This is a genomic window from Campylobacter sp. BCW_6460 (assembly GCF_001762705.1).
GTDB lineage: Bacteria > Campylobacterota > Campylobacteria > Campylobacterales > Campylobacteraceae > Campylobacter_D > Campylobacter_D jejuni.
The window spans coordinates 13,573-39,636 of sequence record NZ_MJXI01000034.1 but is presented as its reverse complement, the minus strand read 5'-3'; the positions used below and the strand labels follow the sequence as shown (position 1 = coordinate 39,636).

The 26,064-nt window shown below is 30.8% G+C and carries 26 protein-coding genes; 14 read left to right on the top strand and 12 right to left on the bottom strand.

Annotation, left to right across the window (positions count from 1 at the left end):
* The first annotated feature begins 1 nt into the window (after position 1).
* Entirely contained in the window at positions 2-205 is a 204-nt protein-coding gene (locus AJ881_RS06700) for a hypothetical protein (RefSeq protein ID WP_002853612.1), read from the top strand.
* On the opposite strand, the gene AJ881_RS06695 is transcribed toward AJ881_RS06700, so the two are convergent.
* Entirely contained in the window at positions 202-1,362 is a 1,161-nt protein-coding gene (locus tag AJ881_RS06695; protein WP_070248819.1) for a M23 family metallopeptidase, read from the bottom strand. The genes AJ881_RS06700 and AJ881_RS06695 overlap by 4 nt on opposite strands.
* A gap of 121 nt (positions 1,363-1,483) precedes the next feature.
* On the opposite strand from AJ881_RS06695, the gene AJ881_RS06690 reads away from it, so the two are divergent.
* From AJ881_RS06690 to AJ881_RS06680, 3 genes are read left to right on the top strand one after another with little or no spacing between them, the layout of a single operon-like run.
* Entirely contained in the window at positions 1,484-2,209 is a 726-nt protein-coding gene (locus AJ881_RS06690; protein ID WP_070283112.1) for a plasminogen-binding N-terminal domain-containing protein, read from the top strand.
* Between the two features lie 2 nt (positions 2,210-2,211).
* Positions 2,212-3,594 carry an FAD-linked oxidase C-terminal domain-containing protein gene (locus AJ881_RS06685; RefSeq protein ID WP_002861914.1) on the top strand — a complete coding sequence of 461 codons (1,383 nt, stop codon included), beginning with the start codon at positions 2,212-2,214 and terminating at the stop codon, positions 3,592-3,594.
* A 3-nt stretch (positions 3,595-3,597) separates the two neighbouring features.
* On the top strand, positions 3,598-4,404 hold the full coding sequence (locus AJ881_RS06680) for a YihY/virulence factor BrkB family protein (RefSeq protein ID WP_002870834.1): 807 nt from the start codon (positions 3,598-3,600) through the stop codon (positions 4,402-4,404).
* On the opposite strand, the gene AJ881_RS06675 is transcribed toward AJ881_RS06680, so the two are convergent.
* Genes AJ881_RS06675 through AJ881_RS06660 form a run of 4 tightly spaced genes read right to left on the bottom strand, consistent with a single transcriptional unit; the run spans position 4,348 to position 8,273 of the window.
* Positions 4,348-5,607, bottom strand: a complete 1,260-nt coding sequence (locus AJ881_RS06675; protein WP_070240407.1) for a ComEC/Rec2 family competence protein — start codon at positions 5,605-5,607, stop codon at positions 4,348-4,350. The two genes, AJ881_RS06680 and AJ881_RS06675, sit on opposite strands and share 57 nt — an antisense overlap.
* Positions 5,607-6,164, bottom strand: a complete 558-nt coding sequence (locus tag AJ881_RS06670; RefSeq protein ID WP_070283113.1) for a DedA family protein — start codon at positions 6,162-6,164, stop codon at positions 5,607-5,609. Before AJ881_RS06670 ends, AJ881_RS06675 begins: the two co-directional genes overlap by 1 nt.
* A gap of 8 nt (positions 6,165-6,172) precedes the next feature.
* Positions 6,173-7,726, bottom strand: a complete 1,554-nt coding sequence (gene rny / locus AJ881_RS06665) for a ribonuclease Y (RefSeq protein WP_070283114.1) — start codon at positions 7,724-7,726, stop codon at positions 6,173-6,175.
* Positions 7,647-8,273, bottom strand: a complete 627-nt coding sequence (locus AJ881_RS06660) for a 5-formyltetrahydrofolate cyclo-ligase (protein ID WP_070283115.1) — start codon at positions 8,271-8,273, stop codon at positions 7,647-7,649. Before AJ881_RS06660 ends, rny begins: the two co-directional genes overlap by 80 nt.
* 82 nt (positions 8,274-8,355) lie before the next feature.
* Here AJ881_RS06660 and AJ881_RS06655 point away from each other — a divergent pair, with 82 nt between their 5' ends.
* The 5 genes from AJ881_RS06655 (at position 8,356) to AJ881_RS06635 (ending at position 12,056) form a co-directional block, all read left to right on the top strand.
* Complete coding sequence (locus AJ881_RS06655) at positions 8,356-8,913, top strand: TlpA family protein disulfide reductase (RefSeq protein ID WP_070240410.1); 558 nt, start codon at positions 8,356-8,358, stop codon at positions 8,911-8,913.
* Complete coding sequence (gene ftsY, locus AJ881_RS06650; RefSeq protein WP_070283116.1) at positions 8,913-9,779, top strand: signal recognition particle-docking protein FtsY; 867 nt, start codon at positions 8,913-8,915, stop codon at positions 9,777-9,779. Before AJ881_RS06655 ends, ftsY begins: the two co-directional genes overlap by 1 nt.
* Positions 9,779-11,119 (top strand): DNA repair protein RadA, encoded by a 1,341-nt coding sequence (gene radA, locus AJ881_RS06645; protein WP_002870828.1) that lies wholly within the window; start codon positions 9,779-9,781, stop codon positions 11,117-11,119. The genes ftsY and radA overlap by 1 nt, the downstream gene beginning before the upstream one ends.
* Positions 11,120-11,187: 68 nt before the next feature.
* Positions 11,188-11,868 carry a F0F1 ATP synthase subunit A gene (locus AJ881_RS06640; protein ID WP_002858390.1) on the top strand — a complete coding sequence of 227 codons (681 nt, stop codon included), beginning with the start codon at positions 11,188-11,190 and terminating at the stop codon, positions 11,866-11,868.
* A complete protein-coding gene (locus AJ881_RS06635; protein ID WP_002852856.1) occupies positions 11,865-12,056 on the top strand; it encodes a membrane protein in 192 nt (63 codons plus the stop codon). The genes AJ881_RS06640 and AJ881_RS06635 overlap by 4 nt, the downstream gene beginning before the upstream one ends.
* Positions 12,057-12,077: 21 nt before the next feature.
* Here the strand turns inward: AJ881_RS06635 and metF are convergent, their stop codons facing one another.
* The 5 genes from metF to luxS all read right to left on the bottom strand — a co-directional run bounded on the left by metF (position 12,078) and on the right by luxS (position 17,789).
* The gene (gene metF / locus AJ881_RS06630; protein WP_052949266.1) at positions 12,078-12,926 is read right to left on the bottom strand and encodes a methylenetetrahydrofolate reductase [NAD(P)H]; all 849 of its coding nucleotides are present in this window, start codon (positions 12,924-12,926) and stop codon (positions 12,078-12,080) included.
* Between the two features lie 9 nt (positions 12,927-12,935).
* A complete protein-coding gene (gene metE, locus AJ881_RS06625; RefSeq protein WP_070283117.1) occupies positions 12,936-15,200 on the bottom strand; it encodes a 5-methyltetrahydropteroyltriglutamate--homocysteine S-methyltransferase in 2,265 nt (754 codons plus the stop codon).
* A gap of 11 nt (positions 15,201-15,211) precedes the next feature.
* Entirely contained in the window at positions 15,212-15,982 is a 771-nt protein-coding gene (locus AJ881_RS06620; protein WP_070233548.1) for a MetQ/NlpA family ABC transporter substrate-binding protein, read from the bottom strand.
* Positions 15,983-15,992: 10 nt separating this feature from the next.
* Positions 15,993-16,985 (bottom strand): isopenicillin N synthase family dioxygenase, encoded by a 993-nt coding sequence (locus tag AJ881_RS06615; RefSeq protein WP_070283118.1) that lies wholly within the window; start codon positions 16,983-16,985, stop codon positions 15,993-15,995.
* A gap of 309 nt (positions 16,986-17,294) precedes the next feature.
* Positions 17,295-17,789 (bottom strand): S-ribosylhomocysteine lyase, encoded by a 495-nt coding sequence (gene luxS, locus AJ881_RS06610; protein WP_070233546.1) that lies wholly within the window; start codon positions 17,787-17,789, stop codon positions 17,295-17,297.
* Between the two features lie 114 nt (positions 17,790-17,903).
* Between luxS and gatB the strand changes: the two genes are divergently transcribed.
* Genes gatB through AJ881_RS06595 form a run of 3 tightly spaced genes read left to right on the top strand, consistent with a single transcriptional unit; the run spans position 17,904 to position 21,403 of the window.
* Positions 17,904-19,322 (top strand): Asp-tRNA(Asn)/Glu-tRNA(Gln) amidotransferase subunit GatB, encoded by a 1,419-nt coding sequence (gatB, locus tag AJ881_RS06605; RefSeq protein WP_002870820.1) that lies wholly within the window; start codon positions 17,904-17,906, stop codon positions 19,320-19,322.
* Entirely contained in the window at positions 19,319-20,215 is an 897-nt protein-coding gene (locus AJ881_RS06600; RefSeq protein ID WP_074486803.1) for an NAD(P)H-dependent glycerol-3-phosphate dehydrogenase, read from the top strand. The genes gatB and AJ881_RS06600 overlap by 4 nt, the downstream gene beginning before the upstream one ends.
* Before the next feature lie 9 nt (positions 20,216-20,224).
* The gene (locus tag AJ881_RS06595; protein WP_070283119.1) at positions 20,225-21,403 is read left to right on the top strand and encodes a metal-dependent hydrolase; all 1,179 of its coding nucleotides are present in this window, start codon (positions 20,225-20,227) and stop codon (positions 21,401-21,403) included.
* Positions 21,404-21,410: 7 nt separating this feature from the next.
* Here AJ881_RS06595 and AJ881_RS06590 read toward each other — a convergent pair whose 3' ends face one another.
* Positions 21,411-22,937, bottom strand: coding sequence for an inorganic phosphate transporter (locus AJ881_RS06590; RefSeq protein ID WP_070283120.1), 1,527 nt, complete (start codon positions 22,935-22,937; stop codon positions 21,411-21,413).
* A gap of 141 nt (positions 22,938-23,078) precedes the next feature.
* Between AJ881_RS06590 and AJ881_RS06585 the strand changes: the two genes are divergently transcribed.
* The gene (locus AJ881_RS06585) at positions 23,079-23,885 is read left to right on the top strand and encodes an inverse autotransporter beta domain-containing protein (protein WP_002887816.1); all 807 of its coding nucleotides are present in this window, start codon (positions 23,079-23,081) and stop codon (positions 23,883-23,885) included.
* Here the strand turns inward: AJ881_RS06585 and AJ881_RS06580 are convergent.
* Positions 23,882-25,258, bottom strand: a complete 1,377-nt coding sequence (locus AJ881_RS06580; RefSeq protein WP_044779083.1) for a cation:dicarboxylate symporter family transporter — start codon at positions 25,256-25,258, stop codon at positions 23,882-23,884. The genes AJ881_RS06585 and AJ881_RS06580 overlap by 4 nt on opposite strands.
* Before the next feature lie 261 nt (positions 25,259-25,519).
* Between AJ881_RS06580 and cetC the strand changes: the two genes are divergently transcribed.
* Positions 25,520-26,014: an energy taxis response protein CetC gene (gene cetC / locus AJ881_RS06575; RefSeq protein ID WP_044780084.1), complete on the top strand. Its 495-nt coding sequence runs from the start codon at positions 25,520-25,522 to the stop codon at positions 26,012-26,014.
* Positions 26,015-26,064: the final 50 nt, after the last annotated feature.

Genomic DNA, 26,064 nt, shown 5'->3' with positions numbered 1-26,064 from the left:
AATGTACGAAAGAAAAGATTTAAGAGTGTTAAAAATCATTCAAAAAGCTAGAGAATTTGGCGATGGGGATTTGCTAAATGAAGCTTTGGTGAAACAATTGATTGATGCGGATTTTTGTGAAATTAATGAAAAAGAAAAAGAAGAGCTTGCAACTCTTCTAAATTCTTTAATCAATGCAAAAGATAAAGCGTTGTTGAGTAATTAAAATTCTATATAGTTTTCAAAATCTTCTTCTTTTGGAGGATTGGGTTGATTTGAAGCTAGGGCTTCTTTAACAACCTGCTCGTATCCAGCTATGATATGTTTAAAATTCTCTTTCGCTTTTCCACTAAGTTCTGATTTGGCGATTTTTACAACAGATGCAGGATTTATAGCTCTATTATTTAAATATACTCCAAAATGCAAATGAGGACCTGTGCTCATACCAGTTGAACCAACATATGCAATTACTTGTCCTTGATTTACCTTTTGTCCGTTTTTAATTTTTGCAAAACGACTAAGATGAGCATATAAAGTCATATAACCTGAGTCATGCTTGATTTGAATTACATTTCCATAACCACCTTTTGTGCCTATAAAGGTTACTACTCCTTTGCCAGCACTTTTCACGGGGGTTCCGGTAGGTGCAGCATAGTCTATACCAAGATGGGCGCGATAGCGTTTTAATATAGGATGATATCTTGCTGTTGTAAAAGGAGAAGAAATTCTAGTGTAATTCACAGGTTTTGTAAGCAAAAAAGATTCCAATTCTTTGCCATCACGATCATAGAATATATCATTATAAGAAAAGACTTCTCTTGCGCTTTTATTGATTTCTACCATTGCCATTTTTATATTTATATCACCCCAAAGTTTACCCATGCGTCTTTTTTGTTCATAATATAGGGTTACTTCATCACCTTTTTGGATATTGCGAAAATTTATACTTCCTCGAAAAGCACGAACCATAGCACGAGCTAAAGTGCTGCTACCACTTTCTTCATAGACATCTTGATAAGCAGAGCTTTTAATGGTTAAATGTAAAATTCTATCTTCTTTTTGATAAGATACAGGAGTAAAAGCAAGAGTGTATTGTCCACCTTTATCTTTATAGATATGAATTTGTAAATCATCACTAATTGGAATTAAAACTTGTTCTATGTTGTTGTTTTCATCTTTTAAAACTTGATATTTTATTTTGTAGGCTATATCAGAAGCAAGCTCTTGATCTTCTCTATCAAGTCCATAATAAAGCGACATAGGTATGGAATTTCTTTGTAAGAATTTAAGTAAGGTATCCCCATTATCCCAAGTTAGCTCTTCAACACTTAAAGCTGCAAAACTTTGAACAACAAAAATAAATAAAAGCAATAATTTTTTCATGAGATAACCTTAATTTTTAAAAGAATTTTGAAATTTGAAAGCTATATTTTACTTTATTTTTCTTACAATTGCTTAACAAAAAAGGATTATAATTCTATAAATTTTTATTTAAGGAGTAAATTTGTTTAAAACTATAGTGTGTTTTTTAGCTTTAAACCTTAGTCTCTTTGCGGTTGGATTTGATTTAAAACCTATAAAAAGTAAACTTGTAAAAGTTGATGATATTTATGGTTATATTAAAGATAGTGATGATATAAAACTTTATTCAAGTGGTGTAGTAGTGCAACATTTTAGCAATTCGCAAAGTATCATCGCTAGAGCAAGTGTTATAGATAAAAAAAATGGTTTGGCAAAATTAGAATTTAGTGTTTTTTCAGCTCTTAAGCAAGATGCTTTGCCTTTACCAAATGTTTTACCTAAAGTAGGTGATGAGGTTGTTTTAAATTTTCTTTATGATAGAGGATTGGTAATTGCTCCTGATGAACAAACTTATAATGAACTTGTTAGAGAATTTCCGCAGATATATTTTACCCATATTGACATTTTTGGAGCACAATTAATTAGAACGGCCACTCTTTCTCCTAAGCGTTCAGATTTTAGGCAATTTTGTGATGATAATGCGGTTGGCATTTTGGTTGTGGCTTTGGAAAACCAAGCAGAAGTTGTGGATTGTCAAGATTTTAATAAGCTTTATGAAGTGCCTATAAGCAAGCCAACTAGCGTTCAGGTTCCTTTTTATTCTCGTATAGGTGGATATAAAAGTAATTTTTTTGATTTTAACTCTCAAGAAATAGGAAATTATTATAGGTATTATGATGCTTTGATTAATCTTCCCAAGGTGCAATAAACATGAAAAAAGAATTTGAACAATATTTTAAACGATTTTTAGGAGAAGAAAACGCTTATTTTGATGAAATTCACAAAAGAGCTTATAGCTATGATGCGACAAAAAAGCATTATTTACCCGATGGGGTTCTTTTTCCAAGAAATGAAGAAGATATTGCTCAAATTTTAAAATTTTGCAATGAAAATAATATCATAGTCATACCGCGAGGCTCAGGATCTGGTTTTACAGGAGGAGCTTTAGCTGTTAATGGCGGTGTGGTGCTTGCTTTTGAAAAGCATATGAATAAAATTTTGGAAATTGATCTTGAAAATTTAGTGGCTGTTGTGCAACCTGGGGTTATTAATATACATTTACAAAAAGAAGTGGCTAAATACGGACTTTTTTACCCGCCTGACCCTGCTAGCATGGAGTATTCTAGCTTAGGGGGTAATGTAAGCGAAAATGCTGGGGGAATGAGAGCTGCAAAATATGGCATTACAAAAGATTATGTGATGGCTTTAAGGGCTGTTTTGCCTAGCGGAGAAATCATTCGTGCAGGAAAACGCACTATTAAAGATGTGGCAGGTTATAATTTGGCAGGAATTTTAATCGCTAGTGAAGGTTCTTTGGCAGTTTTAAGTGAGCTTACTTTAAAATTAATGCCTTTACCTAAATTCAAAAAAACCGCTTTTGCTATTTTTCCAAGTGTAAAAAGTGCTATGAATGCGGTTTACAAAAGTCTTGCTAGCGGTGTAAGTCCTGTATCTATGGAATTTTTAGACAATCTTAGCATTAGAGCGGTTGAGAGTAAATTTAATAAAGGTTTGCCTATAGAAGCTGGTGCTATTTTGATTGCTGATGTGGATGGTAATGTTAAAGAAGCTATTGATGAGGATTTAAGAAATTTAGAACATTATTTTTTAGAAGCTGGAGCTAGTGAATTTAAAATAGCAAAAGACGAACAAGAAGCCGCAGATATTTGGTTTGCTAGAAGAAATTGTTCTCAAAGCATTGCCATGTATGGAACTTTAAAACTTAATGAAGATATTACAGTTCCGCGTTCTAAACTACCTGCCTTGCTTGAAGGTATAGATGAGATTTCTAAAAGATATGGTTTTAAAATTCCTTGTTTTGGGCATACAGGGGATGGAAATGTGCATACTAATGTGATGGTTCCTGATAAAAATGATCAAGAGCAAGTGAAAAAAGGCTATGAAGCTGTGGAAGAGATTTTTAAATTAACAGTGAAACTTGGAGGAACTTTAAGCGGAGAGCATGGTATCGGACTCTCTAAAGCACCTTTTATGAATTTAGCTTTTTCTGAAGCCGAAATGAATTTAATGAGAAATATTAAAAAAGCTTTTGATCCAAATAATATACTAAATCCTTTTAAAATGGGACTTTAGAAGGTGAAAAATTTTTTTACTATTTTGCTAAATTTGCGTGATAAGGAAATTTTAAATTATGCAGCAGCGCTTAGTTTTTATACTGTATTATCTTTAATACCTATTTTATTTGTATGTTTTTCTGTTTTTACGCAAATTTCTAGTTTTAAAGCTTATTATGAAAAAGCAAAGCAAGTAATTTTTGCTTTTTTAATACCAACGCAACAAGATGTTGTTGCTACTTACATCGATACTTTTTTAAAAAATAGTGTAAATTTGGGTATTGTAGGTCTTATTGCTATGGCATTTACTTCTTTAGCTTTTTTTTCAGGCTATGATTTTGTAATCAATCGTATTACTAAAAATGAACCTAAAGGACTTTGGCAAAGCATTAGTTCTTATTGGACTCTTTTGACTCTTGTTCCTTTAGGGCTTGGGCTTAGTTTTTATATTTCAGGTTTTATCCAACAAACTTTAGATGATTATAAAATAGGGTTTAATTTTTTTGAAATTTTACCCTTTGTAATTATTTGGGGTTTATTTTTTATATCTTATTCAAGTTCTGTTCATAAGGGAACTCTTAGAAGTTTAGCTTTAGTATCTTTTGGAGCGGGTGCTATTTGGTATATAGGAAAAAATTTGTTTGTATATTATGTGGTATATAATAAAACATACGCTAGTGTTTATGGATCTTTTTCTACTATTTTATTCTTTTTTATTTGGATTTATATTTCTTGGATTATTTATCTTTTTGGGCTTAAACTCTATTATTTTCTAAATCACAATCATAATGAAGGGAATAAAATTCGCAAAAATACAAAGAAAAGCTAGATATTTAAATCGCACAGAGATTAAAGAAACAATAAGATAACTTATAAAAATCCAAAATGGGATATGGATATTAGTTCCATAAATTTTAAATTTAAAAAATTCATCTAAGATAAAATTGAACAAATCTCCATAGTTTATAAGATGTAAAAATAATACTAAAGGATAAAATATTACAAAAATTCCACTCAAAATAATACCTAAAATTTGTTGGTAGCTTATAAGTGGAAAAAAATAAAGCACAGGTAAAACCATAGCAAAAAAAGTCCAAATATTAAGCAAAATAATATTTATAAGATTATTAAATTTATTTGCAAAATGATGCATATATAAAAAAATATAAAAAACACCTAAAATAGAAAATAAAAATCCAATGCTAAATAAAAGTCTAGGGTAAAGAGAAATGCATAATAAAATACTACAAAAAAGCGTAAAGAAATTAATAATTTTTATATTTTTACACAATAGATAAAAAACCCAAAAAGCCATAATCAAGGAGCGCACAAAAGAAGGGACAAATCCTATTAAACAAGCATAAGCTAAAAGTAGTGTAAAAATTAAAATACTTAAATCTAAACGTAAATTTCTATAAGGAAAATATCTTTTTTGGAAAAAACTATAAATTGGAGCTAAAATAAAGAAAATTAAACTAAAAAGCAAGCCTATGTGATAACCGCTAATTGCTATAAGGTGTGCTATGCCGTAGTAATTTACATCGTTTCTAAGCTCTAAAGATATGGGCAGTGCAAAAAATAAAGCACCATAAAATTCTTTAATTTTTTCATTTGTATGTTGATTTAAGAAGTAAGATATAATGGGATTGTATTCTTTTTCTTTTAATTTTTGAAAATCATAAGAAGGTGCGTAAAAACTTTTGCTCAGATAGTCTTTAAAGTTAATATTATGGGTGATAATTCTAAGGCTTAAAAGTTGATTCTTGCTTAAATTTAAATCCTTAAAACTTGTAGTATAAAAAGTGAAGTTTTCAGTTTGTAGCTTTAAAACCCAGTATTTTTTATTTTTTTTATTATATTTTGTATATTGGTGCGTTAATAGAGCGTTATTTATAAAGTAATGTTTTTGGTTTTTAAATTTTAAAAAATTATTATATTCTAAAAGGATATTAAAAATAAAAATAATAACAACAGATAAAAATAAATAATGAAATTCTTTAAAAGAGTAAGAAAAAGAATTCCATAGAGACATTATTTTTTGGAAAATTTACTTAAATAGAGCCAAATTATTCCAGCTAAAAATAATAAAAATAAAGGAGCAGTATAAGGATATAAACTCAGTTTATCAAAAATTGCTTCAATAACATACCCAAAAGTATAAGCAACAAAACCTAGAACAATAGCCCATGCCAAACTAGCTAGAGTATTGATAATAAAAAATTTAATAAAATTATATTTTGCCATACCTGCAGCTATGGGAATGAAAGTTTTTAAACCATAAATAAATTTTTGAGTTACAAATAAAATAATTCCGTGTTGTTTTGTTTTCATCATAGCAAGGGCTAGCTTGCGTCGGTGTTTTTTAAAATAAGGCATAATATCTTTTTTATAATATTTTCCAAGTATAAAAAGCAAAGTTGAACCTATGGTATTAGCAATAAAAGCAAGAGTAATGCAAAAACTAAGATCCATTTTTCCTTGAGAACTTAAAACTCCTGCAGCTAAAATTCCAACCATTCCACCTCCTAAAGAGTAAAAGAATAAAACAATATAACCATATTTTATTAAAGTATCAATCATATCTTGCATAATAAACCTTATTTAGCGTATTCTACAGCTCTAAGTTCACGTATAACATTGACTTTAATTTCGCCAGGATATTGCATTTTTTCTTGAATTTCAGCTGCTATTTCCTTAGCCAAAAGTACACTTTCATCATCATTAACAAGCTGAGCATTGGCTATGACGCGAATTTCTCTTCCGGCATTGATTGCATAGGCATTTTTAATCCCTTCTTTACTTTTAGCGATATCTTCTAGCTCACTGACTCTTTTTAAGAAAGCTTCTAACACTTCTCTTCTAGCTCCAGGTCGTGCAGCACTTAAAGTGTCTGCTGCACAAACAGCTGCTGATTCTATGCTTGCAGCTTCTTCGTGTCCATGGTGTGCGTAAATAGCATTGATTACTACAGGATGCTCTTTATAGCGTTTGCAAAGTTCTGCGCCTAAATCCACATGAGATCCTTCAAAATCATGGGTTAATGCTTTTCCTATATCATGTAAAATTCCCGCACGACGTGCTAAGTTTTCATCCCCACCGCACTCAGCAGCAATGATTCCTGCAAGGTGAGCTACTTCCAAAGAATGTGCTAAAGCGTTTTGTCCATAGCTTGCGCGGTATTTGAGTTTTCCTATGAGTTTTACAATTTCAGGGTGTATTTTATTTAAACCTAGATCCATAACTATGGTTTCGCCTTCTTCTAGAATAGCACTATCAAATTCTTTACACACTTTTTCGTGAATTTCTTCTATGCGCGCGGGTTGAATTCTGCCATCTTCAACTAAAAGCTCTATAACTTTTGTAGCAATAGCACGGCGATAAAGATTAAAACAACTTACTATAATAGCACCTGGTGTATCATCGATGATAATATCAACACCTAAAACCATTTCTAAGGTTTTAACATTGCGTCCTTCTTTACCAATGATACGTCCTTTAAGTTCATCGTTTTTAATGTTAATAACATTGATAAGTCTTTCAGCTGCAAATTCACCTGCAAAACGAGAGGTAGCTTGAGCAATGATGAAATTAGCTTTTCTTTTGGCTTCATTTTTTGCTTCTTCTTCATATTTTCTTACTATATGTGCAATTTGCTCGCGAGAATTTTCTTCTACTTTTTTAAGAATGATTGCTTTAGCTTCATTTTGTGTAAGTCCTGTAGAATGTTCTAAAATTTTTAAAACATCGTCAAGTTTTTCTTGATATTTATTTTTTAATTTATCAACATCAGATTGTAAGTTTTGAATGTGTTTTTGTGACTTGCAAAGGTATTCTTTATCTTCTTTTAGTTTTTCTTCTTCTTGCTGAAGTTTTTGTTCTTTTTTAGAAAGATCATCAAATTTTTGATTAAAATCTTTTTGAATTTTGTGAGTTTTTTCTTCATATTTTTTTTTAACTTCTAATTCTGCATTAAGAATTGAATTTTTTGCATCTTTTAAAATAAGCTCTGCTTCGTATTCTATAGCTTTAGCTTTAGCTTTAGCTTGCTCTACGAAAATTTCATATTTGGCATCATTGATTTTTTTTGCAACTAAATATCCTATACCGAGTCCGACTATAGCGGCTATAAATGCGATCAGTGATTCTATCATTTTTTCTTTCTTTCTTGTAATATTTTTTATAAGGGTTTATGTATAATTTTCCTGAAATATCATGCTTTTGTGTTAGATTATTTTGACTTAAAGCATCTATACTTTGGACAAATATTATATGAGGTTTGTAATTTAAATTTTCAAAAAATCTATCATAAAAACCTTGCCCATGTCCTATTCTTTTTAAATTTTTATCGACGCCAATTACAGGCACAATGGCTAAATCAATTTTTGCTTTAAAAAAAGAATCTATAGGCTCTAAAACCCCAAACCTTTTTTTAATAAAAGGCAATCTTAATTTTACAATTTTTAAACTTTTATCTTGCATAAATGGAACAAAAAGTTTGTAATTTTTATTAAGAATATGGCGAAATTTTATTAAGTTTGGTTCATAATGCAAAGGAATAAAAATTAAAATATTTTTAGCTTTAAATAGTTTTATTATTTTAAGACATTCTTTAAATATTTTATAATCTTGTTTGAAATTTAGTTTTGAATGTTTGAAAAGGCGTATTTTTTGCAATGCCCTAAAATCTGTTTTTTCCATTAATATGCCTTTAAAAAAATATTATCTTATATATGTTATAATTTTAGCATTTTTATAAAGAAGAATAAAGGATTGATAAATAATGAAGATTAAAAAAATACTTTTACTAGTGGTAATATCTTGTTTATTTGTTGCTTGTAGCAATGATAAAGAAAAACAGCAAAATGATGTAAATTTAAGCACCGAGGCAAGTATAAATCAAAGTGATGATATGAATTTTAAACTTAATTTGATTGATGGAGGATCAATTTCAGTAAAAAAAGAAAATGCCGTTTTAAATTTCAACGATGAAGATAAGGCAACTTTGTTTGTATTTTTTACTACTTGGTGTACTCCTTGTATTGCCGAAATTCCTCATCTTAACAAACTGCAAGAAAAGTATAACAATGATTTTAATATAGTTGGAGTTTTATTAGAGGATAAGTCTAATGAGGAGATTCAAAAATTTATAGAACAACATAAAATATCTTATAAAGTCTCTAATGGTGAAAATAACTATCTTTTAGCTAAAGTTTTAGGTGGGGTAAATGGAATTCCTACCATGTTTCTTTACAACAAGCATTCTAAATTGATTAATCAGTATTTAGGGCTTATTCCTGAAGAAATGCTAGAAATCGATATACAAAAGGCTATACTTTAATGTTTAATTTTTTTAAAAAAGGACTTGCAAAAACTCTTGAAAATATTATTGGAGTTAAAGGAGAGAATAAAAAGATAACCAAAGATTTGCTTGAAGAAATTTTGCTTGAAGCAGATGTAAGTTATGAAATAGTTGAAGAGATAATTTATTATTTACCGCCTCAAAATGAAGTAAAAAAAGAAGATTTAAAGCGTGTTATGGGTTCTTATTTTCTTTATGAAAAAAAAGAAACCAATCAAGAAAAACCTTTTGTAGAGCTTATTTTAGGAGTAAATGGAGCGGGAAAAACAACAAGTATTGCCAAACTTGCTTATTTATATAAAAACCAAAATCAAAAAGTGATTTTAGGAGCGTGTGATACTTTTAGAGCAGGTGCGATTGAGCAATTAAAACTTTGGGCGCAAAAAGTGGATGTAGATATAGTTTTAACTGCACAAGGGCATGATCCTTCAGCGGTTGCTTTTGATACCATTTCTAAAGCAAAAGCAAAGGATTTTGATAGGGTTATTATCGATACAGCAGGGCGTTTGCAAAATCAAAAAAATTTAGCCCATGAGCTTGAAAAAATTGTGAGAATTTCAAACAAAGCTTTAGAAGGTGCACCCCATAGAAAAATTTTAGTTTTAGATGGAACACAGGGAAATGCTGGAATTTTACAAGCTAAAGCTTTTAATGAGCTTGTAAAACTTGATGGTGTGATTATCACAAAGCTTGATGGGACAGCTAAAGGGGGTGCACTTTTTAGTATAGCAAGAGAGCTTGAGCTTCCTATTTTTTATGTAGGCGTGGGTGAGCAAATGACGGATTTACAAGAATTTAATGCAAATGCTTACTTAGATACTTTATTAGATCCTATTTTTGAATAATGGCAAAAAATAAAGCACTTTTTGAATGCCAAGCTTGTGGAAATCAACAAAGCAAATGGCTTGGAAAATGTCCTGATTGTGGAGCTTGGGATAGTTTTATAGAATTAAAAGCTGAGCAAATTAAAGTTTTAAAAGAGCTTGCACAAGTTAGTATGAAAACAAGTGAGGCTGTTTGTATTGAAGATGTGGAGTTAGAACATTTTACAAGATACAGCACAGATGATAATGAGCTTGATTTGGTTTTAGGCGGAGGGCTTGTTGAAGGTTCTTTAGTGCTTATAGGCGGAAGTCCAGGTGTGGGAAAATCTACGCTTTTGTTAAAAATTGCTTCAAATTTAGCTAAACAGGGTAAAAAAGTGCTTTATGTCAGTGGCGAAGAAAGTAAAGCCCAGATTAAATTAAGAGCTGATCGTCTTGAGGCTAATACTCCGAATTTATTTTTACTTACTGAACTTTGCCTTGAAAATATTTTAGAAGAATTGCACAAAAAAGATTATAGCATTCTTATCGTTGATTCTATACAAACTCTATATTCAAATAAAATCACTTCAGCAGCAGGAAGCATCACTCAGGTGCGTGAGATTACTTTTGAACTTATGCGTGTTAGCAAGGCTTATAATATCAGTACTTTTATCATAGGGCATATTACTAAAGAAGGTGCTATAGCAGGGCCTAGGGTTCTTGAGCATATGGTAGATGTGGTGCTTTATTTTGAAGGAGATGCCACTAAAGAAATCAGACTTTTAAGAGGCTTTAAAAATCGTTTTGGTGGAACGAATGAAGTAGGTATTTTTGAGATGACTGCTAAAGGTTTGATCAGCGCAAAAGATTTAGCAAATCGTTTTTTTACTCGTGGAAAGGCTATTTCAGGAAGTGCTTTAGGTGTTGTGATGGAAGGATCTCGTGCCTTGGTTTTAGAAGTTCAAGCTTTAGTGTGTGAAAGTTCTTACCCAAAACGCAGCGCTACAGGATATGAAAAAAATCGCTTAGATATGCTTTTGGCTTTGCTTGAAAGAAAACTTGAAATTCCTTTAGGGCATTATGATGTATTTGTAAATATTAGCGGCGGAGTAAAAGTAAGTGAAACTGCGGCGGATTTGGCTGTGGTTGCAGCTATTATTTCAAGCTTTAAAAATCGCCCTTTGAGCAAAGATAGTATTTTTATAGGGGAGCTTAGTTTAAATGGAGAAATTAGAGAGGTTTTTAGCCTTGATACGCGTTTAAAAGAAGCTAAAATGCAAAAATTTAAAAATGCCATTGTTCCTTCTAAGCCTTTGGAAGATATAGGGCTTAAGTGTTTTGTTGCTAAAGAACTTTCGCAAGTTTTAGAATGGATGTAAATTTTCATTAAAATATAAGTAAGATTTTGCTAAAATTTCGAGTTTAGAATAAAATTTTTGAGGAAACCATGAAAGATTTATTTTTATTTAGCTCTTTGCTTGATGCAAGTCATACTTTTTCTTATTTTTTTCACATAGGTTTGGTAGCTTTAATTGCTGTTATAGTGGCTATGATGGCTACTCGTTCTATGCAACTTGTTCCACGCGGTATGCAAAATTTAGGTGAGGCTTTTTTAGAGGGAGTTTTATCTATGGGTAGAGATACCATGGGAAGTGAAAAAGGTGCAAGAAAATATCTTCCTTTGGTTGCAACTTTGGGGATTATAGTGTTTTTTAGTAATATTATAGGTATAATACCTGGTTTTCACGCTCCAACTGCAAGTTTAAATTTGACTTTGTCCTTAGCTATTATAGTTTTTGTATATTATCATTTTGAGGGTATTAGGGCACAAGGTTTTGTAAAGTATTTTGCTCATTTCATGGGACCTATTAAACTTTTAGCTCCTTTGATGTTTCCTATAGAGATAGTCTCTCATCTTTCTCGTGTGGTTTCTTTGTCCTTCCGTTTGTTTGGAAATATTAAAGGTGACGATTTATTTTTGATGGTAATTTTAGCTTTAGTTCCTTATATAGCTCCGCTTCCTGCTTATGTGCTTTTAACTTTTATGGCATTTTTACAAGCTTTTATTTTTATGATTTTAACTTATGTATATTTAGCGGGTGCAACTGTTGTTGAGGAAGGTCATTGATCTATATTTTAGAATTTTTTAAAGGTGCATCTTTAGCTTTAATGCTTTTTGGCGCACTTTTCTTCTTTTTTAAATATAATTCTTTTTTCTATCTTTGCTTGGGTATTATACCAGGTTTGCTTTTATCTTTAATTTTTGTTTTACTTATAGAAAACCATAAGCTAAAAAATGAAAATAAGTTAAGATAAAAGCAAAAAATAGTTTATTTTCTAAGCACGAAGCTCTTCTTTAAGCAAATGCTTTACAGCTTCATAAATTTTAATAGCTGCTTTGGATTTATTCATAGTATAAAGATGAATTCCATCTACGCCACTTGTGATTAAATCGACAATTTGATCGCAAGCATACGCGATACCTGCATCTTCTAAAGCCAAAGTATTATTTTCATATTTTTCTAAAATTTTAACAAATTTAGGAGGGATTTTAGCTCCGCAAAGTTGAGAAATTTTTAAAACCTGTCTTTTGTTAGTAATAGGCATAATACCTGCGTAAATAGGTATGTCAATACCTGCTAAAGCACAATTTTGTTTAAAAGTATAAAAATCTTCATTATCGTAAAAAAGTTGAGTAATGAGCTTGTCTGTTCCTGCATTTACCTTAGTTTTAAGATGGTGTATATCCTCGATGAAATTTTTAGATTCATTATGTTTTTCAGGATAGCATGCGGCATAAATTTCAAAATATTCTTGTTTTTTTATAAAAGAAATTAAATCACTAGCATAAGAAAAATCTTTGCTTTTTTCTAAATTCTCACATATATCGCCTCTTAGGGCAAGAATTTGATTAAGATTTTTTTCTTTGCATTTTTGAAGTATCTGAGTGATTTTTTCTTTACTAGAATGGATACAAGGTAAATGTACTATGCTAGGAATTTGATATTCTTTCTGGATTAAGCTTGCAATTTCTAAAGTGTTTTGTGAGTTAACAGAGCCTCCAGCTCCAAAGGTTACGCTGATAAAATTAGGGCTTAATTGCCCTAAATCATCTAAGATAGCATGAAGATTTTTGATATTTTCATCCTTTCTTGGTGGAAAAACTTCAAAAGAAAAATTACACATAAAAACTCCTTATAATTGTTTTCGTATTTTTTGCGTAGCTGTAACTAAATTTTTAAGAGAGGCTATAACTTCTTCATAAGCCCTTGTTTTAAGTCCGCAGTCTGGATTGATCCAAATTTGCTCCTTAGGTAATTTGTTTAAAATTTTTTCTATGGTTAAGCTTAGCTCTTCTATGCTTGGAACTCTAGGGCTATGTATATCATAAACTCCTGGTCCTACTTCAGTTTTAAAATGAATAGCTTTTAGGGTATCTAAAAGACTTAAGTTTGATCTTGAAGCTTCAAAAGAAATCACATCAGCATCCATAGCGTCAATTTCTTTTAAGATATCACTAAATTCACTATAACACATATGAGTGTGAATTTGAGTTTTAGCTTTTACCCCGCTATGCACAAGATTAAAAGCAGGAATAGCCCAATCTAAATACTCACTATGCCAATCACTTTTTCTTAAAGGTAGTTTTTCACGCAAAGCCGCTTCATCAATTTGTATGATTTTTATACCTGCATTTTCAAGATCTAATACTTCATCTCTTATAGCTAAGGCAATTTGCTCAGTGCTTTCTTTTAGACTGATGTCTTCTCTTGGAAAGGACCAATTAAGTATGGTTACAGGTCCAGTTAGCATACCTTTTACGATTTTTTGACTTAAACTTTGTGCAAATTTAGACCAAGCTAAGGTAATAGGCTTTGTGCGTGATACATCACCCCAAATTACAGGAGGCTTAACGCACCTTGTGCCATAGCTTTGCACCCAACCATTTTGAGTAAATAAAAAGCCCTTTAAATTCTCTCCAAAATACTCCACCATATCATTTCTTTCAAATTCTCCATGCACTAAAACATCAAGTCCTATTTCTTCTTGAATTTGTATGCATTCTTTGATTTTTTGTTGGTTAAATTCAGTGTAGTTTTGAGCTGAAATTTTTTCTTGCTTAAAGGCAAGGCGATTAGATCTTACATCAGCACTTTGAGGAAAGGAACCTATGGTTGTGGTTGGTAAAAGAGGGAGTTTTAAAAATTCTTTTTGGATTAAGGCGCGTTCTTTAAAACTAGGCATTCTGGTAAAATCTTCTTTTTTTAAAGCCTTAAGCCTTGCTTTGACTTTTTCATCTAAACGCTCTGGGATATTTTTAAAAAGCTCTTGATTGGCTCTAAAGAGCGGATTTTCTTCGCTAGAATTTAGAATTTCTTTTAAATCTTTAAGTTCTTGAAGTTTTTCTTTAGCAAAGGCAAAAAGTTTAAGATAGCTTGGATCCAATTTGCTTTCAAATTCAGTGCTATAAGGCACATGTAAAAGTGAGCAAGAAGTGTTTAAGATGATATTTTGTGTATATTTTTGAAGCTCTTTAATAAGCTTTAGGCTTTTAGCATAATCATTAGCATAGATATTTTTGGCGTTAATAAGACCTGCAAAAAGGATTTTATCTTTAGCAAAGCCGTATTTTTGAACTAAGGCTAAGCTTTGTTTACCTTCGATAAAATCAAGCCCCAAAGCATCAAATTTGCTTTCTAAAAGTTTAGGATAAATATCTCTTAAGTCTCCAAAATAGCTTTGAAGTAAAATTTTAAGATTTTTTTTGTGATTTAAAAGTTCTTGGTAAAATTCTTCGAACAAAGCGATATCTTCCTTGCTTAAATCATAAACCAAATAAGGCTCATCAAGTTCAAGCCATGTCACTTTAAGTTCATTTAGTTTATCAAAAAGCTCTATGTAAGCGTTTAAAAGCTTTTCTTTGGCGAGTTTTTGAGTTTTTTCATCTTTAAAGGCAATGAGTTTAAAAAGTGTGAAAATGCCTATTAAAACAGGCTTGCTTTCTATGCCAAGATCTTTAGCTTCGAGATATTCTTTAAAAATTTTATCCCCTGTTAAAGCTATAATATCAGCATTATCACACTCAGGCACCAAATAATGATAATTTGTATTGAACCATTTTTTCATTGCTAAGGCTGTAACATCTCCATTTTCTCCTTGATAACCTCGACTTTGAGCAAAGTATTCATCTAAAGCATCTAAATTTAAATTTTTATACTTTGTATGAACAATGTTAAAAAGCACAGCCGCATCTAAGACATTATCATAAAGTGAAAAATCATTACTAGGGATAAAATCAATGCCAGCTTTTTGAATTTCTTGCCAGTGTCTAATCCTTAAATCCTTAGCGCTTTTTAAAAGCTCCTCTTTAGAACTTTGGTTTTTAAAGTATTTTTCAATAGCAAATTTTAATTCTCTATTTGCACCTATTCTTGGATAAGAAATGATTGAATTTTTCATATTTATTCTCCTTAAAATGTAGGGATTAAAGCACCCTGATATTTTTCTTCTATAAATTTTTTAACTTCATCGCTTTGCAAGGCCTTTACTAGGGCTTTGATTTTAGGAAGGTTTTTATTACCTTCTTTAACAGCGATGATGTTGCCATATTCACTATATTTACTTTCTGTATAAAGCCCATCTTTTACAGGGTTTAAACCTGCTAAAATAGCAAAATTGCTATTAATAAGAGAATAATCTACATCATTTAAACTCCTTGTAAGTTGAGCGTCTTTTAACTCTACGAATTTAAGCTTCTTAGGATTTTTAGTGATATCTAAAGGAGTGATGAGCTCATTATCCTTAACTTCTATAAGTCCTTTGCTTGCTACAATGCGTAAAGCACGGCTTTCATTTGTAGGATTATTGGGTATAGAAATGCTTTGTCCTTCCTTGGGGTTAAATTTTTTATGTTTTTTAGAATACACTGCCATAGGTTCTATATGGATACTGGCAACTTTTACAAGATGGGTGCCTTGTCTTTGATTGAATTCTTTTAAATAGGGTTCATGCTGAAAATAATTAGCATCTAACTCACCATTTTCAACCATTACATTAGGGATTACTCCATCATTGAATTCATAAATTTTTAAATCATAACCTTGTTTTTGAAGCGCTGATTTTATAAATCTTAAAATATCTGCATGAGGTGTTGTAGAAGAGCCAACTTTAAGTTCTTCATTTGCCCATGCAAAACCGGTAAAAAGAGTAGCGACGCAAAAAGCTTTAGTAAATAAAGTCATTTTTTCTCCTTTACGCAAAACTAAATTTTTCTATCAAGTCACTATGATAAATGCTTGCTACATCAGGATGAGAGCGTATCATTCTTTTAAAATAATTACTTGCAACATTTCTTAAAAGTGGATTTTTAGGATCAGTATCCACACCTTTGCTTTCTTTAGCAAGCTCTGGATTTAACTTAAAAATAGGTATATCCTTATCAAGTTGCACTCCAAGAAAATAAGCTATGCTAAAGCGTTCTTTTGGGCTTAAATTCACGCGGTGAATAGTAGCTTTTAAATAGCCATTGGTAGCTAGTTCTAAAAATTCTCCTATATTAACTACAACGCTATTTTCAAGTGGGGGTATACTAAGCCATTTACCATCTATAAAAGCTTCAAGTCCGCTTTGTTTTTCTTGAAAAACAAAAGTGATAAGCCCGACATCTTTATGTGAACCCACGCCTTGAGTAGTGTTTTTTGAACTTTTAGGATAATGTATGATTTTACAATGTTCATAAGAATTTTTTCCATAAAGTTTATCAAAAGCATTGCTAGGCAGATCAAGGGCTTGAGCGAAGGTTTTTAAAAGCTTTAAACAAGCTTTTTTGGTTTGTTCGTGCCAAGTTAAGAAAGTTTTTTTAAGTTCTGGAATTTCACTAGGCCAAAGATTAGGACCTTCTAATCTTTGCCATAAGGGTGAGTTTAAATTCCAGTTTAAAGCATCTCTTTCTGTGCCTATATCCAGTTGTTCTCTATAATCCTTAGCTCCTGCTGTGTATTCAAAACCTTCGCTAGTATAACCTCTAAATTGAGGAGAATGCACCATAGAAATAAGCTCTTTCGAACTTCTAGGAAGATTAAAAAATTCTTTGCCAAGTTTGAATAATTTCTTGTTTAAATTTTTATCTATACCGGTATTGATAAGATAAAAAAAGCCTATTTTAGAAGCGATTTCTCTTAAGTTTTTAAGAAAAGTGCTTTTATCTTTTTCATAAGCTTGTAAATCAAGTATAGGTAAATTCATTTTTACTCCTTAAATTAAAATTAAGGATAAGAAGATATTTTGAATTAAATTTTATTAGAGAAATTTTTGTAAGTTAAGATTTTAAATGAGTATTTTGAAAAAATAAACTTTTTTGACTTTCTTACACATTATATCTCCTTATCCACTTTTTGGACCTTTGGAAACATAATGTTAAGCCAAAGGACGCACTAGATACTACACATCTCGCACATCAGTTTCATTTTTTCTCCTTTTAAAATAATAAAATTTCAAAATCATATATAAAAATATATTAATTAAAGCTTAATCATTTAAAAATAAAGATTCTTTTTAAGCATTCTCGAGTTTTAATTCTTTGTTATTCATTGTGCTAATACCTAGATTTAAAACCTTTTGGGCAATTTGTTTGGCTTCATCTAAAGAATGCATGGCACAAGTTCCGCATTGATAGATATTAAGTTCAGGAATTTTGCTTTGATCGCTTACGCTTAAAACATCTTTCATAGCTTCTTCCCAAGCTTTTGCAATACTTTTCTCATCAGGTGTTCCAATTAAACTCATATAAAAACCCGTGCGACAACCCATAGGTGAAATATCAATAATTTCAACTGAATTTGAATTTAAATGATCTCTCATAAATCCTGCAAATAAATGTTCTAAGGTATGAGTGCCTTTTTCGCTCATAATGTCTTTATTTGGTATGCAAAAACGCAAATCAAACACACTAATATCATCACCCTTAGGTGTTTTCATAACTTTAGCTAAACGCACAGCAGGAGCTGGCATTTTAGTATGGTCAACTTTAAAACTGTCTAATAATGGCATTTTAACTCCTTAAATATAAATTGCCTAAGGATTATAGCATTTAAAGTTAATATTTAAAGCCTTTCTAAAAGAAAAAAAGATAAAATAAAACATTTAAAAATTCAAGGAAATTTTATGTTTGAAGTAGTTATAGGTCTTGAAGTTCATACTCAGTTAAATACAAAAACAAAAATCTTTTGCTCATGTGCAACTTCTTTTGGAGAAGCTCCAAATACTAATGTTTGTCCCACTTGTTTGGCCTTACCAGGAGCTTTGCCTGTTTTAAATGAAGAGGCTGTAAAAAAAGCTATAGCTTTTGGAAAAGCTGTCAATGCAACAATTAATAAAAAAAGTGTTTTTAATCGCAAGAATTATTTTTATCCAGATTTACCTAAGGCTTATCAAATTTCACAATTTGATATCCCTATAGTAGAAAAGGGTGAGCTTTTTATCAATGTAAATGGTGAAAATAAACGCATAGGTATTACAAGAGCGCACTTGGAAGAAGATGCAGGTAAAAATATCCATGAAAGTAATTTTTCTAAAGTGGATTTAAATCGTGCAGGAACTCCTTTGCTTGAGATTGTCAGTGAGCCTGAGCTTAGAAGTAGTGATGAGGCAGTAGCTTATCTTAAAAAACTTCATTCTATTATACGCTTTTTAGATATTTCAGATGCAAATATGCAAGAAGGAAGTTTTAGATGCGATGCAAATGTTAGCATAAGACCTAAGGGCGATACAAAACTTTATACTAGAGTAGAGATTAAAAATCTTAATTCTTTTCGTTTTATCCAAAAAGCCATAGAATATGAGGTAAAAAGACAAAGTGAGGCTTGGGAAGATGGAACTTACGAACAAGAAGTAGTTCAAGAAACCAGACTTTTTGATACGACAAATTTAGTTACGAGAAGTATGCGTGGCAAAGAAGAAGCAGCAGAATATCGATATTTTCCTGATCCTGATTTATTGCCTGTTTTATTAAAAGATGAGTTTTTAGATATTAAAATCCCTGAACTTCCTGATGAGAAGAAAGCACGCTTTATAGACGAGCTTGGTATAAAAGAAAGTGATGCTGAGGTTTTAATCAGTTCTTTAGAAATGAGTCGTTTTTTTGAAAGTCTTATTTCTCAAAATTTAAATCCTAAACTTTGTGTAAATTGGTTAAATACTGAACTCATGGGACTTTTAAAAGGAGAATTGACTATAGAAAATTCTCCTGTAGATGCTCAAAAGCTTGGAGTTTTAATTAAACGCATAGAAGATGGCACTATCAGTGCAAAGGCGGCTAAAGATGTTTTGGCTTTTGTATTTGAAAATATTAGTGTGGAAATTGATGAAGCTATAGAAAAGCTAGGACTTAAGCAAGTAAGTGATGACTCAGCCATAGAAGCGGTGATTGAACAAATTTTAAATGCAAATGCTGATAAGGTTGCAGAATATAAAAGTGGTAAAGAGAAGCTTTTTGGATTTTTTGTGGGTCAAGCAATGAAAGAAGGTAAAGGAGCTTTTAATCCTGCAAAAGTAAATGAAATTTTAAAAGCAAAGCTTGGTTGATGCGTATAGCGGTTATTGGTGCGGGAAAATGGGGCAGTGCTTTACATCTAGCCTTAAAAGAAAATCACAATTGTTTTATCAGTTCTTTGCATCAGCGTGATTTAGAAGATTTTGTTAGCATAAAAGAAGCTTTAGAATGTGAATATCTTGTTTTTGCTTTAAGTTCTCAAGGAATGCGTGCTTGGCTTAAAGAAAATTTTATCAACAAGGGACAAAAAATTTTAATTGCTTCAAAAGGCATAGAAGATCAAAGTTGTCAATTTTTAGATGAAATTTTTTTGGATTTTGTGTCAAAAGAAAATTTTTGTGTTTTAAGTGGCCCTTCTTTTGCTGCTGAAGTAATGCAAAAACTTCCTACAGCCTTGATAATTAGCGGGATAAATCAAGAGCTTTGTAAAAAATTTGCAAGTTTTTTCCCTGATTTTATTAAAACTTATATTGATAATGATGTGCGTGGTGCTGAAATTTGTGGTGCTTATAAGAATGTTTTAGCGATTGCAAGTGGGATTAGTGATGGGTTAAAACTTGGTAATAATGCAAGAGCAGCACTGATTTCAAGAGGACTTGTAGAAATGCACCGTTTTGGTAAATTTTTTGGTGCTAAAGAAGAAACTTTTTTAGGATTAAGTGGAGCAGGGGATTTGTTTTTAACTGCAACGAGTATTTTATCAAGAAATTATAGAGTGGGTTTAAAACTGGCGCAAAATCAAAAATTAGATAGTATTTTAGCTGAACTTAATGAAGTAGCAGAAGGTGTAAAAACTGCTTATGCTATAGAAAGATTAGCAAAAATGAAAGGAATTTATACTCCTATTGTAAATGAAGTAGTGGCAATTTTTAAGGGTAAAAGTGTGCAAGAAGCAACGCAGAATTTACTAAAGCAAAATGATTAAGGAAAAATCATGATAATTAAAAATGCAAAAATTTATGGAAATTCTTTACAAGATATAGAGGTTAAAGAAGGAAAAATTACTAATATTGGTTCTAATTTACAAGGTGAAGAAATTTTAGATGCTAAAGGCATGACTTTACTTCCATCTTTTGTGGATTTGTGTGTGAGTTTAAAAAACGATAAATTTTCTTTAGCTAATTTAGAGCTTTTAGAAAATGAGTGTCTAAAAGGAGGAATTTCTAGTATAGTTTTGCGTGATTGTATGGATTTTGATGAAGAAAGTTTTGCTTTATTTTTACAAAATTTAGCTCAAAGAAAGATGCAAATTTTTTCAAGTGTTCGGGTCAAGGATGCAAACGGCAAGCTTAAAAATTTAGCCACTCTTTTAAATAAAGGTGCTTGCGCTTTAGAGCTTGATAGTTCTTTGGATGCAAATACTTTAAAAGTAAGTTCACAATATGCCTTTATGAAAGACTCTCCAATTTTTGTGCGTTGTTATGATAAGGATTTTGATGATAATGGAGTGATGAATGATTGTGAAATGAGTTTTGAGCTAGGGCTTATAGGCATGAGTAAAATCGCTGAAACTAGCCAGGTGGCTAAAATGAAAGAATTGGCTAAATTTTATAAAAATAAGGTTGTTTTTGATCTTTTAAGTTTGAGAGATTCTTTGGTATTATTAGATGAAAAGGATTTAAAACTTGTAAGCATTCATCATCTTATCAAAGATGATAGTGCTTGTGAAGATTTTAATACTGCTGCGAAACTTATGCCACCTTTAAGAAGTAAAGAAGATGTTTTGGCTTTAAGAGAGGCTTTAAAAGAAGGAAAAATTAGTTTTTTAACTTCTTTACATAGTGCAAAATCAATTTCTTTAAAAGATTTAGCTTTTGATGAAGCGGCCTTTGGAATCCATAGCGTATGCGAATTTATAAGTCTTTGCTATACTTTTTTAATCAAAGAAGGATTTTTAAATTGGCAAGAGCTTTGTCAATTTACAAGTAAAAATCCTAGTGAATTTTTAGGTTTAAATAGTGGAGTTATAGAAGTCGGAAAAGAAGCTAATCTAGTTCTTTTTGATGAGAATGAAGAAATTTTTGCTCCAAAAAGTTCTCTTTATTCTGAGGATAAACTTTTTGGAAAGATTAAAATGCATATAATTAAAGGAAAAAATATTTTAGAAAAATAAGCTTTACTTAAATTCCTAAAGATAGTTTAAATCCTAAAAATACAAGTGCTGCCATAATACCAGCAGCTGGTAAAGTGATAATCCAAGCCAATCCTATAGGCTTCATCATAATCCAATTTGCATTTTTATTATACACTCCTATACCCAAGATAGCACCTATGAGTATATGGGTGGAGCTAACAGGAATCCCAAATTGTGTAGCTAAGAGTATAACTATGCTTGCACCAAGTTCTGCAGAAAATCCAGTAGTAGGGCGTATGGTTGCAAGTTTTGAACCCACTGTAGTAATCACTTCTTTACCTAAAAACCAAAGTCCTACAACTAGAGCAACTCCAAACATAGCTAAAGCAGCAAAAGGTACAGGAGAAGTCGCGTTAATTGTGCCGTTTTTTAAGACATCTAAAATCGCCGCAAAAGGACCTATAGCATTGGCTATATCATTGGCTCCGTGTGAAAATGCAAAACTAGAGGCTGTAAATATTTGAAACCATGAGAAAATTCTATCAGTAGTTTTATTAAGTTCTGTTTTTTTAACGATTTTGACTATAGCAAATGTTACAACATAACTTATAGTTCCTATAATTCCGATAATCCAAAAGTTTTGTAAAATATCTAAAGTGCTAACATTATTTAAACCTTTAAATAAAAACATTGCCGAAATGATAGCAGCAGCAATACAAGCAATGATTGGCATATGAGTTTTTAAAATAGAGTAAATATCTATATCTTTTTCTTGATCCTTAAATTCCTTCATTTTATTTCTATAGAAATTATTTTCTTGTTCTTCCTCATCTAAAGCTATAGCGGAAAGTTCTTTAATTTGTTCTTCTTGGGATTTTGTTTTTAAATCTAAAAAATATTCTTCTTTGAATTTCTTTCTTTCTTTTTTGATATTTTTCAAATCATCGTTTAGTTTTTCTGATGGTTTCAAAATTTTCTTATCAATGTATGAATAAATAGTATAAGCTACAATACCCCCTAAAAGAGGCGAAGCTACCCAAGAAATAGCTATTCTTAAAATTTCACTCCATTTAACCATGGAGAGTGTTTGAATCCCATCAAATTTTAAAAGCCCCATCATAATGCTAGCACCTACAATCCCACCAACTATACTGTGTGTGGTTGATACAGGTAAGCCTTTCTTGGTTGCAATAAAAATCCAAACCCCAGAGCTTAAAAGTGCAGCAAGCATAATGATAACAAAAAGCATAGGATCTAAAGAATTTGGAAAAATAACAATACCGCTGCGTATGGTCTTAGTAACTTCTGCGCCTGCGAAGATTGCCCCGCTTAGCTCAAAAACAGCTGCTATAATTAAAGCTTGTTTAATGGTTACTGTTTTTGCACCAACGCTTGTTCCAAAAGAATTGGCTACATCATTTCCACCTATATTAAATGCCATAAAAATGCCAAATATAGAAGCAAGAATAAAAAGAATCAGTTGATGTTGCGAAATATAACCAAATCCCCAAATAACAAATGCGATGGTGCTAATAATAAAAATAACAAAAGCTATGAGGTTGTCTTTTTGCATTAATAACCCTTTTTTATTTTAATTATACACTTATTTACTTTAAATTTGCTAATTTTAATTTTTAGTCTTTATGGAATTTTTATTTATATTATTTTTTTATAATAAATACTCAAACAAGAAATAATAAGGAATATAAGAATAATGAGGGGTATTTTTTATATAATAGCATTGTTTTCTTTACTCAATGCCGATGAACTTACAGAGGCTTTAGCAAAAAATAATAATCAAAATTCTTGGGAGCACTTTGATTATAAAAATACCAAAGAAGCTCCAAAAATTCAAGAAGAGAATGTGGATTTTAAAAGCACTTTTGATAGCTTGCTTTCAAAAACTTTAGAAAATAATAATGGTATAGATAAAACAGATGGGAATTTAGATTTTCAAAACGAAAACGCGCAGGTTAAAAATTTAAGTTCTCTTTATGAGGGAGAGAATAATTCTTTGCTTTTTCAAAAAGAACTTTTTGTGGCTCAAGATAATTATAATTACTCAGGGGGCTTAATCAATCGTTATGAAAAAGATGATTTTTTATTTGGAGTTAATGGTTTTATTGATAAACAAAAAGAACAAAAAGATACTAAAAGCTTTGGTACAGAGTTTGGTTATAGTAAATTTATAAAGGCTTATAGTAATTATTATATACCCAATGAAGCAGAAAAAAATTTACAGCTTGGAATGAGTTTTGTAATTCCAACTTACACCGCTTTTGCTTTTGATATAAGCAAGGATAATGATAAAACTAATTATCAAGTATCTTACTCTCCTTATAGTGTATTTAGTTTAAATTTATTGCGTCGTGATTATAGCGCAAGAGAGACTGTTGATGATACCGTTGTTCAAGTTGGATTTAGTTTTAATTTCAATGAAAGTTTTTTAAAACAATTTAGGAAAAAAGATAATACTTTAGAGGAGGTTAATCGATATGATTTCCTCCAAAGAACCCATTAGTTCATTCCAGCATTATGGAATTTTTCTGGATTATCCATAGCATAGTTGAATTTTTCCCGATCAATTTGCTTATCCCAGATCGCAACGATTAAGGCTGCTACTGAATTTCCACAAAGATTTCCAACCGCTCTCATTTCAGACATAAATTTATCAACACCTAAAAGAACACCTATGGCAGCTACTGGTAGAACTTGCGCTAAGGTTGCATTTGCTTCTGAAATTTCCATATTTCCTAGAGCCGCAAGCGTACTTCCAAGCACTATAAAACCTGATCCAGTTACACCTACTGCACCTTTTGAGGCTATCATTAATACTATTAAAATACTGATTTCGTGTGCTAAACTTAAATTTACATTGAAAGCTTGTGCTAGAAAGATTAAGCTCATAGCTAGATAAATATTTGTACAATCAAGATTAAAACTATATCCCGTTGGTAAAACAAGTCCGACTGTTGCTTTAGAAAGTCCTGCTTTTTCTAGTTTTCTCATTAAAGGAGCAAGTGCAGACTCGCTTGAACTGGTTGCAAAAACGATCAATACTTCTCTTGAGATAAATCTCATAAATTTGAAGATATTTACTTTTGCAAAATAACAAATCAGACCTAAGATTCCAAATATAAAAACAAGACATGAAATCAGCATTACTAAAAGTAAATATGCTAAGTTGATCAAAGAGCCAATTCCGTATTGAGCTATGAGTACAGCCATTGCTGAAAAGGCGGCAATAGGACTAAAATACATAATGATTTGTAGAATTTTAAAAACAAAATTTTGTACCACTTCAAAAACTCTTTGAATTGCTTGTTTATCTTCTATTCTCATTAAAGAAATAATCAAAGCAGTAATTATAGCAATAACTAAAACTTGTATGGTTTTTCCTTCTGTAAAAGGCGTGATAATATCAGTAGGCATAGCATCTTTTAAAATATGCATGATCTCAGAGCTCGCGCTTACTTCTGTGGTTTGAGAAATGTATTTTTGAACGCTTTTTGTATCAAGTTGACTTGGATCAAGATTCATTCCATGGCCTGGTTGCATAACATTTGCCATAAAAATACCTATAGCAAGTGCTAAAGTACTTACAACTTCAAAGTAGATAACCGCTTTAGCGCCAATACTACCTACTTTTTTTAAACTTTCAAGACTAATGATGCCCAAAACCAAAGTAACAAAAATAATAGGACCTATAAGAACCTTTAAAGCACCTATAAAATAATCAACTCCTGGTTTGCTAGCAATGGCTAATTCTTTATCTGTATAACCAAGTATAATACCTGTAATAATGCCTATAATCACCCAAAATCCAAGACTTTTTATAATACGTTTATATAAAGGCGGTTTTCTTTCAGCTAAAGTTTGACTTAAAGTTTCCAAGTTTATTCACTCCTTTTGATCTTTTGTGAAATATAATTTTAACAATGCGTATTGTAAATTTTAACAAAAAAACAAATCTAGAAATACTTTCTTTTATATGATATGATAATTTTTTATATAAATGTTACAAAATTTCTCATTATTTGCATTATAAAATTTAAAATATTTTTTGAAAATTTTATAATTTAGTATACTTTTTATTGTTTATTGTTAGTAATAATTCTATTTTTGATTTATTTGTTTTATTGGGATGTTTTAATTATGAAAGAAATAGTTTTATCTGAAAATGCTTTAATTACTTCTAAAACAGATCTTAAGGGGAATATCATTTATGCCAATAATGACTTTTTAAAATATGCAGGTTATAAGGTCGATGAGCTTTTGTATAAACCTCATAATATAGTAAGACATGAAGATATGCCACGTACTGTATTTAAATGTCTTTGGGATTATATTCAAAAAGGAGAAGAAATTTTTGCATTTGTAAAAAATAAAGCTAAGGATGGTAGTTTTTACTGGGTATTTGCAAATGTAAGTGCTTCATTTGATGCCAATGGAAATATCATCAATTATTATTCTGTTCGCCGTGCGCCTAATAGAAAATCTCTTTCTATAATTAAAGAAATTTATAAAATTTTACTTGAAAAAGAGCAAAAATCAGGCATTAATGCTGGAATTTCAGCTTTAATGGATATTGTAAGTTCTTATAAAATGACTTATAATGAACTTATTTTTAACTTACAAAAAAATAATTAAATAAGATATATTTAATTATTTTTTTGTATAATTTTTAGTGATTAAAGTAA